The 9,305-nt window shown below is 69.8% G+C and carries 10 protein-coding genes; 5 read left to right on the top strand and 5 right to left on the bottom strand.

Annotation, left to right across the window (positions count from 1 at the left end; genetic code table 11):
* Positions 1 to 205: 205 nt before the first annotated feature.
* Entirely contained in the window at positions 206 to 925 is a 720-nt protein-coding gene (pdeM, locus tag VGO20_RS09090) for a ligase-associated DNA damage response endonuclease PdeM (protein ID WP_327502006.1), read from the top strand.
* Here the strand turns inward: pdeM and VGO20_RS09085 are convergent.
* From VGO20_RS09085 to VGO20_RS09075, 3 genes are all read right to left on the bottom strand, one after another.
* Positions 909 to 1,730, bottom strand: a complete 822-nt coding sequence (locus VGO20_RS09085; RefSeq protein ID WP_327502005.1) for an MBL fold metallo-hydrolase — start codon at positions 1,728 to 1,730, stop codon at positions 909 to 911. The two genes, pdeM and VGO20_RS09085, sit on opposite strands and share 17 nt — an antisense overlap.
* 32 nt (positions 1,731 to 1,762) lie before the next feature.
* A complete protein-coding gene (locus VGO20_RS09080) occupies positions 1,763 to 2,146 on the bottom strand; it encodes a hypothetical protein (RefSeq protein WP_327502004.1) in 384 nt (127 codons plus the stop codon).
* A gap of 152 nt (positions 2,147 to 2,298) precedes the next feature.
* Positions 2,299 to 3,045 carry a PRC-barrel domain-containing protein gene (locus VGO20_RS09075; RefSeq protein ID WP_327502003.1) on the bottom strand — a complete coding sequence of 249 codons (747 nt, stop codon included), beginning with the start codon at positions 3,043 to 3,045 and terminating at the stop codon, positions 2,299 to 2,301.
* Between the two features lie 235 nt (positions 3,046 to 3,280).
* Here VGO20_RS09075 and VGO20_RS09070 point away from each other — a divergent pair, with 235 nt between their 5' ends.
* The 3 genes from VGO20_RS09070 to thiM all read left to right on the top strand — a co-directional run bounded on the left by VGO20_RS09070 (position 3,281) and on the right by thiM (position 5,778).
* Positions 3,281 to 3,877, top strand: coding sequence for a chalcone isomerase family protein (locus VGO20_RS09070; protein ID WP_327502002.1), 597 nt, complete (start codon positions 3,281 to 3,283; stop codon positions 3,875 to 3,877).
* A gap of 1 nt (position 3,878) precedes the next feature.
* Positions 3,879 to 4,871 carry an AI-2E family transporter gene (locus VGO20_RS09065; RefSeq protein ID WP_327502001.1) on the top strand — a complete coding sequence of 331 codons (993 nt, stop codon included), beginning with the start codon at positions 3,879 to 3,881 and terminating at the stop codon, positions 4,869 to 4,871.
* 100 nt (positions 4,872 to 4,971) lie between these two features.
* Positions 4,972 to 5,778 (top strand): hydroxyethylthiazole kinase, encoded by an 807-nt coding sequence (gene thiM / locus VGO20_RS09060; protein WP_327502000.1) that lies wholly within the window; start codon positions 4,972 to 4,974, stop codon positions 5,776 to 5,778.
* A 20-nt stretch (positions 5,779 to 5,798) separates the two neighbouring features.
* Here thiM and VGO20_RS09055 read toward each other — a convergent pair whose 3' ends face one another.
* A complete protein-coding gene (locus tag VGO20_RS09055; protein WP_327501999.1) occupies positions 5,799 to 6,374 on the bottom strand; it encodes an NADPH-dependent FMN reductase in 576 nt (191 codons plus the stop codon).
* Positions 6,375 to 6,416: 42 nt separating this feature from the next.
* A complete protein-coding gene (locus VGO20_RS09050; protein ID WP_327501998.1) occupies positions 6,417 to 7,058 on the bottom strand; it encodes a DUF6134 family protein in 642 nt (213 codons plus the stop codon).
* Positions 7,059 to 7,230: 172 nt separating this feature from the next.
* On the opposite strand from VGO20_RS09050, the gene VGO20_RS09045 reads away from it, so the two are divergent.
* The gene (locus VGO20_RS09045; protein ID WP_327501997.1) at positions 7,231 to 9,243 is read left to right on the top strand and encodes a PhoX family protein; all 2,013 of its coding nucleotides are present in this window, start codon (positions 7,231 to 7,233) and stop codon (positions 9,241 to 9,243) included.
* Positions 9,244 to 9,305 lie beyond the last annotated feature (62 nt).

Here is a 9,305-nt window from a genome sequence, read left to right as displayed (position 1 = left end):
CCTGCCGTTCGTGTGGTCGGATGTGGTATTCGGCGTCTGGTCGGTCATGCGGAGCCTTCGCTGTTCGGGTGGGCAGGCCAACGCACAACGCGCAATTCCGGCCGGGGTTGCGCCGGGCTCTCCTTTCTGGCATGGTCGGGCGGATGGAACTTTTCATGAACGTTCCTCCCTTGAACGTCCCTCCCCCGCACATCCCGGCCCAGCGATGCCGCACCACCCCCTCGTCCTGAACGGCGCCGACCTGCTCGCCGATGCGTCGGGCGCGCTGGTCTGGCCGGAGCGGCGCATGCTCGTCCTCTCCGATCTCCATCTCGAGAAGGGCTCGGCCTACGCCCGCACGGGACAGTTCCTCCCCCCTTACGACACGGCCGAGACGCTGTCGCGGATCGAGGCGCTGATCGACCGGGTCGCACCCGAGACGGTCGTGTGCCTGGGCGACAGCTTCCACGACGCCGCCGCGGCCGAACGCACCTCGCCGGAGGATGCCGGCAGGATCGGCCGGTTGACCGCCGGCCGCGACTGGATCTGGATCCTGGGGAACCACGATCCCGACCCGCCGTCGCGTTGGGGCGGCCGGACCGCCGGGGAGCTGTCCGTCGGCCCTCTCGTCTTTCGTCACGAGGCGCGCCCCGGCGCGATGGGCGAGATATCGGGCCACTACCATCCCGTCGCGGCGGTCAGGGTCCGGGGGCGAAGGCTGCGCCGCCGGTGCTTCGCCGGCGACGGGCACCGGCTCGTCCTGCCGGCCTTCGGCGCCTATGCCGGCGGGCTCAACGTCCTCGACCCCGCCCTTGCGCCCGTGCTCGGCCGCCGCTTCGTGGTCCACGCCCTCGGCCGGGAGCGCATCTTCGAGCTGCCCTCCTCGCGGCTGGAGCCCGACCCGGCCCGCGGCGCGGCGGACCGGGCCGTCACGCGAACCTGGTGAGATCCCCATGGTCGTGCGCGCAGAACACCCTCACCTGCTCCCCGTGGTCGCGGACGAGGCCGCGCAGCCGGTCCTGGTTTGCGAGACGCGCCTCGCGGTCCACCTGCATCATGGTCTGGTAGGCGCGCAGTCCCGGCGGGCACCGGGGATTGCCGGGGTCCATCTCTCCGGCGAAGAAGTAGGCGTCGCCGGCATGCAGCAGCCATCCGCCGGCGTCCCGTACCGCGACGCCGCAATGCCCCCAGGTGTGGCCGACCAGGGGCACCAGCAGGATCTCCGGCGGCAGACCGTCGAGGTCGCGCACCGCCTCGAAACCGAACCAGGGCTCTCCGCCGGCCTCGTAGCCGCGCCAGCGCACGTCGGCGTCCCATTGCAGCGGCCGGTAGCGCCGGGTCGCGAGGGCACCGCGCCGCTCTTCCCGGGCCGCGTGCAGCTCGCGGGCGAAGACATGGACGGTCGCGTTCGGGAAATCGCCGATGCCCCCGGCATGGTCGAAGTCGAGATGCGTGAGCACGATGTGACGCACGTCCTCCGCCCGGAAGCCGAGCCGTTCGACGGCCCGCCGCGCCGTGTCCTCCTCCCGCAGCCTTATGTTGTCGAGCGTCAGGAAGAATCGGCTCAGCCGCGGCTGCGGCCGTCGCACGTCGCCGGTCCCGAAGCCGGTATCGACGAGCACCAGCCCCCGGTCCGTCTCGATGAGCAGGCAGTGGCAGACCAGCCGCGCGGTGAGCCCGCGGCTGCGCCCGTCCATCAGCCGCCCGCCGACCGGGCACATGGTGCCGCAATTGATGTGATGGACGCGCATGCCTCCCCCGACCCCTCGCGGCCCGGGAAAGTTCAGGGCAGGTCGTACATCGTGTCGAGCGGATAGCCGAGGGAGGCTCCGTAGGCTGCCCCGACCCCGCAGCCGAGCGCCGCGGCCGGCCCGGTCGCGGCCAGTGCTGCGCCGCCGGTCGCCAGCCCCGCTCCCGCCGACACCGTCGTGCCGACGGCGGCGCCGGCGACGCAGCCGATCATTCCGCCCGCGACCGTGTGACGGTAGCGGTGCAGGACGATGCCGCCGGCGACCACCGCCGTCTCGGCCCCGATCGCGAGTTCCGTCGCCCAGTCGCGGGTGGCCTCGACCGCGGCGCCGAGGCTGTCGCGCCAGCCGGCCTGGGCCTGGCCCGCCGGCAGCATGAGGACGGTTGCGACGGCTGCGGCGACGGCGGCCCGGCCCATGGCCGTTCTTCCCTGGAAAGACACAGCATTCTCCATGTTCGGTTCGAAGACCTGCTGCACCGCCGATCCTGGTGCCGCTTTGCGTTCGGTGCGGGCGGAAACCGTCCCGGCCGCCGATCGCCCCGCCGCTGCCTCGACGATGCGGGGGCTCGTCACTCGAAAGCGTCGTAGTCGAACGGCTCGAGGCCGGCGACCTCGTCCTGGGCATAGGGCAGTCCGTAGTAGTCCAGGCCCGGATCGAAGCCGTAGCCATAGCCGTAGTACGGGTAGGCGTAGTAGCCGCCGACGCCATAGCCGACGTCCGGCGTGACCACGACGGCCTGCAACGCGCCGCCCTCGCCGAAGATCAGGTCGTTGACGTAGCCGTAGTTCACGTCTCCCTCGAGGCGGACGTAGTCGTCCATCAGCTCGGTCGCCTTCCAGGCGCGGCCGAGGGGCTCCACGTCGTCGTCCACCGCCTCGATGTCGCTGGCTACCTCCGAGGCGGTCGGCGCATCGTCGGGATAGAGCGAGAAGTCTTCGATCGTCTCCTGCGTCACCGGAATGATGATGCCGTCGCCGGCCTGGGTGAACTCGATCCGGTCCCAGGGCACGTTGACATGGGTGTCGCCGATGTCGATGAACCCGCCGATCTCGGCGATGACCGACAGTATGTTGCCGTCCGGGCCGACGACCAGGTTCTCGACGTCGCCGATCTCCTCGCCGGTCGGACCGTAGACCGCCATGTCGTCGATGAACTGCTCGGCGCTCCAACCCTCGGCGTACAGCGGGTCGTATTCCCATTCCGTAAGGGTGACGACTTCCGTGTCGTCGATCGGCTCCGGCGTCGCTTGGGCCGAGGCGATGGCCGGATGCGCGAGAGCGGCCACGGCTGCGGCCGTCAGCAGCTTCCTGTGCATGGTTCGTCCTCCGTCGTCGTGCCTGGGATGCAACAAACCAACCGGGCGCGCCGTCATGAGTTCCCACCCATGCCGTAGGCAGCCTCCCTGGAGCAGGCGAGATCATTCGCCCCCGGCCGGGTTTATCGGGTGCCGATCCGGCAAGGCATCGACATCAAGGGAGAACGATGATGAAGACGAACCGGGGCGTCGCTCCTGCACTGGCTCAGGTCTAACCCGCCGATCGAGGTGCCTCATGTCCAGGAGCTGGTTGCCTTCAGCCGCGGCGCTTCCCCCGGTCAGGCTTGCGGCGCCGGTTGCCGTCCTATGCATCATGGTGGGATCGGCCTTCCCGGCAGCGGCCCAGCCGAGCGTTGCCGGCGTAACCCCGCCGGCGGCTCTGTCCGTGTTTGGCCGGCAGCTCCAACTCGCGGGTTGCGGCGCGCGGGTGGTGCTGTGGGAGGAACTCTACGCCCTGGGTCTCTACCTGCCGCAGTCGGCCATGGAACGGTCCGTGGTACTCGACCCGGAGACACCTAAAGCCGTGCGTCTCTACGCCCTCTACGACGGCGAGATTCCCGAGAAGATCCCTGAGCAATGGCGCCGGCCGCTGCGCCGGATGCTGCCGCCCGACCTCATGGACACGGTACAGGCCTTCTTCGACCGGCTCGCAAGCGGCGATGTCGCCACCATCGCCTACGCGCCGGACGAAGGGACGGCGTTCCAGATCAACGGCACCCCGGTCGCGGATACGCCCGGCCATCGGATCATCGAGGCCATGCTCCGGCTATGGATCGGCGACGCGCCGGTTTCCGAGGATGTGCGGCGGGAACTCCTCCAGGGCGGCTGCTGAGATGCGGGCCGCCGTCCCCGCCTCCTTCGTCGGAAAGGTCCTGGTCGTCGCCGCGGTCGCGGTCCTGCTGTTCGTCTTGTGGCGGATCAGGACCGCCCTGCTCCTGGCGTTCGGCGGCGTGCTGCTCGCGATCCTCTTCACCCATCTGGCTGGCCTGGTCCGAAGCCGCACCGGCCTCTCCCACGGCTGGGCGCTGGGTCTCGTGCTGGCAGGACTGCTGGCGCTCCTCGCGCTTGCGGGCGTCCTGTTCGGCAGCCGCATCGCGTCGGACTTCGGCCAGCTTTCACAGCAGCTCCCCAACGCGCTCCGCCAACTTCCGGTCGACGTCCAGAACCTGTTGAGCAGCGCGGGCTCCTGGCTGTGGCGCGTGACGCAATGGGCATCCAACGCCCTCACCTTCATCGCCTATGCCCTCCTGCTGGTCTTCACCGGCATCTACGTGGCGGCCAGGCCCGATCTCTACCGTCGCGGCGCCGTCCTGCTGTTCCCGAAGCACCGGCACCAGAGGGTGCGCGAGGTCCTCGCCACGCTGGAAGGTGCGTTGTGGCGCTGGCTGGTCGGGACCCTGATCTCCATGGCGATCATAGCCGTCGTGACGACGGCCGGCCTGTGGCTCCTCGGCGTCTCCAGTCCATTCGCGCTCGGCCTGATCGCCGGCTTTCTCGAGTTCGTCCCGATCGTCGGCCCGTGGCTGGCCGGGATCCCTGCCGTGCTGGTGGCGGTCGCAACGGGCGGATGGACGCTGGCGCTGTGGGTCGTGCTGTTCTACATCGTCGTTCAGCAACTTGAGAGCTACGTCATCTATCCGCTCGTCCAGCGTAAGACGGTCACGCTCCCGCCGGCGGTCACCGTCGTCGCCGTCGTCGCGGCAGGCCTTCTCTTCGGCACGATCGGCGTCTTCTTCGCGACCCCGCTCGCGGTCGCGGTCCTGGTCGTCGTCAACGAGCTGTACATGCGCGACGTGCTCGGCGAGAGGCCCAGGTTCCCCGACTGACCGGCACCCGGTCGGCCTTGTTCGCGAATGCAGCGGCGGCTATCGTCGGCCGCCCATGTCCCGCGGGCCGAAGGAGCGGGATGTCGGAAGGGACTTGCGAATGACCCCCGATACGGTGGCGGCACTCCTCGTCCGCCTGCGCGAGCGCCGGCCGCTCGTCCACAACATCACCAACTATGTCGCCATGGACGTCTCCGCCAACGCGCTGCTGGCGGTCGGCTGCTCGCCGGCAATGGTCCATGCGCGCGAGGAGGCGGCGGATTTCGCGGCGATCTCGGACGCGCTGTCGATCAACATCGGGACCCTGTCGCCGCCATGGGTCGAGGCGATGCACGCTGCGGCGGAGCGGGCGGCCGGCCTGGGCAAGCCCTGGGTGCTCGATCCCGTCGGCGTCGGCGCGACGGCGTACCGCACCGCGACCTCGGCCGACCTCGCCCGGCGCGGACCGACGGCGGTGCGCGCGAACGCGTCGGAGATCCTGGCCCTCGCCCAGGGGACCGGCCACCGGGAGACCGGCGGCGTGCGCGGCGTGGACAGCAGCCACGCCTCCGACCAGGCCGTGGACGCCGCCCGCGCCCTCGCCCGCACCACCGGCGGCATCGTGGCGGTGACCGGGGCGGTCGACTACGTGACCGACGGCGACCGCCTGGTCCAGGTCAGCAACGGCCACGAGATGATGACCCGCGTGACCGCTTTGGGCTGTACGGCGAGCGCGATCGTCGCGGCTTTCCTCGCGGTCGGCGACGACCCGCTCGAGGCGACGGCGGCCGCACTCGCGGTGACCGGCCTCGCCGGCGAGCGGGCTGCCGCCGCAAGCACCGGCCCCGGCAGCTTCCGGGTCGCCTTCATGGATGCGCTCCATGGCCTCTCGCCGGACGAGGCCGCCGCGGGTGCCCGGCTGGGCTGAGCACCCGTGGTGAGTACCGCTCAGCCCGCCCGGGCGCGCTGCGCGAACGCGATCCAGTCCCGGAACGCGACGAGGAACTTGCGCAGATGCTCGGCCGTGCCCTCGTCGGTCAGCCGGCCGTCGGCGTCGAACTTCGTCCCGACCTGGCCGATCATCACCTCGGGCCTGTTCATCACCAGGCCGTTCATGAAGACGAAGCACTGGCGCAGGTGGTACTGCGCGCGCGCGGTGCCGAGCACGCCGGGGCTGGCGCCCATGATCGCGATCGGCTTGCCCTCGAAGGGCTGCTCCGGTGGCCGTGACGCCCAGTCGATCGCGTTCTTCAGCACACCGGGAATCGAGTAGTTGTATTCCGGCGTCACGAACAGGACGCCGTCCGCGGCGCGGATGCGCTCGCGCAGCGCCTGAACGGCTTCGGGAAGCCCTTCCTGGCGTACGTCCTCGTTGTAGAGCGGGATGGGCCCGATGTCGAAGGTCGCCATGGTCGTCCCGTCCGGCATCAGACCGGCGGCGGCGCGCAGGGCGGCGCTGTTGTAGGAATCCGCCCTCAGGCTTCCGGAAATGCCGAGGATCTGGATCGGTTTGGACTCGGGCATGGTCGGGCGTATCTCCTGTATCGGTGGCATGCGGCCGCGGGGTCACGGCTCTCGGACATAGTCGACGTCGGAACCCCGCGCGCGGAACGAGAGCTTCACCCAGTCCTGCCCCGCATACCAGAGGTTCAGCTTGATATCGCCGTCGATGCGGTACCGGTCGGCCTCCACCGTCCGCCCGCCCGCCCTGATGCGCTCGGTGGCGACGCGGCGCGCCGTCACCTCCAGTATCCGTCCGGTGCGGGTGTCGATCAGGCGCTCGGCCGCGATCACGCCGGGATGCCAGTAGCTGCCGGTCGTCATCGTTTCGGCCGGCACCACGGACCGGCCGGCGGGCCCCTCGACGACCAGGCCCCGCCGGGTGGCGCGCGCCTGGACCGCGTGCTCCTGTCCGTTGTCGTTCGTCTGCGAGTCGAGGGAGACGAGAAGACCGTCCCGCCACACCTCGCGGCTGGTATGGCGCAGGCGGTACACCGTGAGGAAGGCGAGGGAGACATGGAAATCGATCTCGGTCTTCACGCGGGTCACGTCGCCGTCCGTCCTGATCTCGACGCGGTGCCGGCCGAGCGGGTCGCCCGCGCGGACGGCGGTGAAGACGATGTCCTGCGCGGCCGGCATCGAGACCGCCGTCCATGCCGCGAGCGTCACGAGGCACGCCAGACCCGCCGCCAGAAAACGCTTGCCCATCGATGCTCCATCCCAACGTGTCTCCCCGACCTGGAACAACGGCCGCCTTCAATTCACGTTGCAGTAACCGCCGTGTAACATTACCGACACGACACCCGGCTACGTTCGCGGCCACACGGAACGGGGTAGCGAAACCGCCCCCAGGTCTTCGGACAGAACTGAGGTTCAGGCAATGGACACCCGCGATCACACCGGCTTTCCGACGCGCTCGAAGGCTTTCGACGCATCGGAAGACATCGGCCGCAACCCAACCGCGTCGGACACGATCGGCGACCTCATCGCGCGCCGCTACGGGCGTCGGGACTTCCTGCGCGGCTCTCTCGCCGCCGCGGCCCTCACCGCCGCGTTCGGCCCGCTGAGCCAGGTCGTCGGCGCCACGTCCGCTCGCGCCGCCACCGGCAAGGCGTCCTTCTCGTTCCCGGAGGTGACCGCCGGCGTCGACAGGACCCACCACGTCGCCGACGGCTATGCCGCCGACGTCCTGATCCGCTGGGGCGATCCGGTGCTGCCGGACGCTCCCGAGTTCGACCCGATGAACCAGACCGCCGAGGCCCAGAAGCGGCAGTTCGGCTACAACAACGACTATGTCGGCTTCATCCCGCTGCCTCCCGGCTCGAACGCGTCCGACCACGGGCTGCTCGTCGTGAACCACGAGTACACCGACGAGCACCTGATGTTCCCGGGCGTCGGCGCGGAGCAGAGCGCGGAGGAGCAGAACTTCGCCAGGATGACGAAGGCGCTCGTCGACGTCGAACTGGCCGCCCATGGCGGCTCGGTGGTCGAGATCCGCAAGGTCGACGGCAAGTGGCAGGTGGTGCGCGACGGCAAGTACAACCGCCGCATCACCGGCGACGACACGGCGATGGAGCTGACCGGCCCGGCCGCCGGCTCCGACCACCTGAAGACGAGCGCCGATCCGACCGGCCGCAAGGTCGTCGGCATGCTCAACAACTGCGCCGGCGGCACGACGCCCTGGGGCACTTGGCTGTCCGCCGAAGAGAACTTCAACGGCTACTTCTGGGGCAAGCTGGACGAAGCCCATCCCCAGTTCGCGAACTACAAGCGCGTGGGCGTGCCCGGCAACTGGTACAACTGGGGCGCCTACCACGACCGCTTCGACATCGCGAAGGAGCCGAACGAGGCGAACCGTTTCGGCTGGATCGTCGAGATCGATCCCCTCGACCCCACCTCGACCCCGAAGAAGCGCACGGCCCTCGGGCGCTTCAAGCACGAAGGCGCCGAGTCCGTCCTCGCCGGCGACGGCCGCGTGGTGGTCTACTCCGGCGACGACGAGCGCTTCGACTACGTCTACAAGTTCGTCACCGAAGGCCGGTTCGCCCCGGACGATCGGGCCGCCAACATGGACCTGCTGGACGCCGGCACCCTCTATGTCGCCAAGTTCAACGAGGACGGCACCGGCGAGTGGATGCCGCTGGTCCACGGCAACGGCCCGCTGACGGCCGAGAACGGCTTCAAGGACCAGGCCGACGTGCTCGTGATGGCGCGCCTCGCCGCGGACCGGCTCGGCGCCACCCGGATGGACCGTCCCGAGGACGTGTCGCCGGACGCGCGGAACGGCAAGGTCTACGTGATGCTGACCAACAACACCAAGCGCAAAGAGGACCAGGTCGACGCGGCGAACCCGCGCGCGGAGAACCGCTTCGGCCACATCATCGAGATCGGGGAGACGGCCGGCGACTTCGCGGCGACGGACTTCGCCTGGAACGTCCTGGTACGGTGCGGCGATCACACCGTCGCCGAGGTCGGCGCCACCTTCAACCCGGCGACCACCGAGAACGGCTGGTTCGGCATGCCCGACAACTGCGCCATCGACGGCCAGGGCCGCCTCTGGGTTTCGACGGACGGCAACAACTTCAAGGACACCGGCCGCTCGGACGGCGTGTGGGCGGTCGAGACCGACGGCGAGCTGCGGGGCACGTCGAAGCACTTCTTCCGCGTCCCCGTCGGCGCGGAGCTGTGCGGACCTCACTTCACCCCGGACGACCGGACGCTGTTCGTCGCCGTCCAGCACCCCTCCGACGACTCCGACAAGTGGCCGGAGTTCGGCCGCGTCTCCAGCTTCGAGGACCCGGCGACCCGCTGGCCGGACTTCCAGGATGGCATGCCGCCGCGCCCGTCCATCGTCGTGATCACGAAGGATGACGGAGAGGTGATCGGTTCCTGAACCGGCACGCGCCGATTGGCTTGATCGGGCACGAGGACTATATCGGGGAGCGGGGCCCCGAC

Source organism: Arenibaculum sp. (assembly GCF_035998295.1).
Lineage (GTDB): Bacteria > Pseudomonadota > Alphaproteobacteria > Azospirillales > Azospirillaceae > DASYHS01.
The sequence above is the reverse complement of the archived record's forward strand: the minus strand, read 5'-3'. Positions and strand labels throughout refer to the sequence as shown.

What these genes read in the sequence shown, in the direction of transcription:
- VGO20_RS09070 (WP_327502002.1), top strand. Translation starts at nt 3,281, where the DNA reads ATGTCCAGGAGCTGGTTGCCTTCAGCCGCGGCGCTTCCCCCGGTCAGG.
- VGO20_RS09065 (WP_327502001.1), top strand. Translation starts at nt 3,879, where the DNA reads ATGCGGGCCGCCGTCCCCGCCTCCTTCGTCGGAAAGGTCCTGGTCGTC.
- VGO20_RS09045 (WP_327501997.1), top strand. Translation starts at nt 7,231, where the DNA reads ATGGACACCCGCGATCACACCGGCTTTCCGACGCGCTCGAAGGCTTTC.
- pdeM (WP_327502006.1), top strand. Translation starts at nt 206, where the DNA reads ATGCCGCACCACCCCCTCGTCCTGAACGGCGCCGACCTGCTCGCCGAT.
- VGO20_RS09080 (WP_327502004.1), bottom strand. Translation starts at nt 2,146, where the DNA reads ATGGGCCGGGCCGCCGTCGCCGCAGCCGTCGCAACCGTCCTCATGCTG.
- thiM (WP_327502000.1), top strand. Translation starts at nt 4,972, where the DNA reads ATGACCCCCGATACGGTGGCGGCACTCCTCGTCCGCCTGCGCGAGCGC.
- VGO20_RS09055 (WP_327501999.1), bottom strand. Translation starts at nt 6,374, where the DNA reads ATGCCCGAGTCCAAACCGATCCAGATCCTCGGCATTTCCGGAAGCCTG.
- VGO20_RS09085 (WP_327502005.1), bottom strand. Translation starts at nt 1,730, where the DNA reads ATGCGCGTCCATCACATCAATTGCGGCACCATGTGCCCGGTCGGCGGG.
- VGO20_RS09075 (WP_327502003.1), bottom strand. Translation starts at nt 3,045, where the DNA reads ATGCACAGGAAGCTGCTGACGGCCGCAGCCGTGGCCGCTCTCGCGCAT.
- VGO20_RS09050 (WP_327501998.1), bottom strand. Translation starts at nt 7,058, where the DNA reads ATGGGCAAGCGTTTTCTGGCGGCGGGTCTGGCGTGCCTCGTGACGCTC.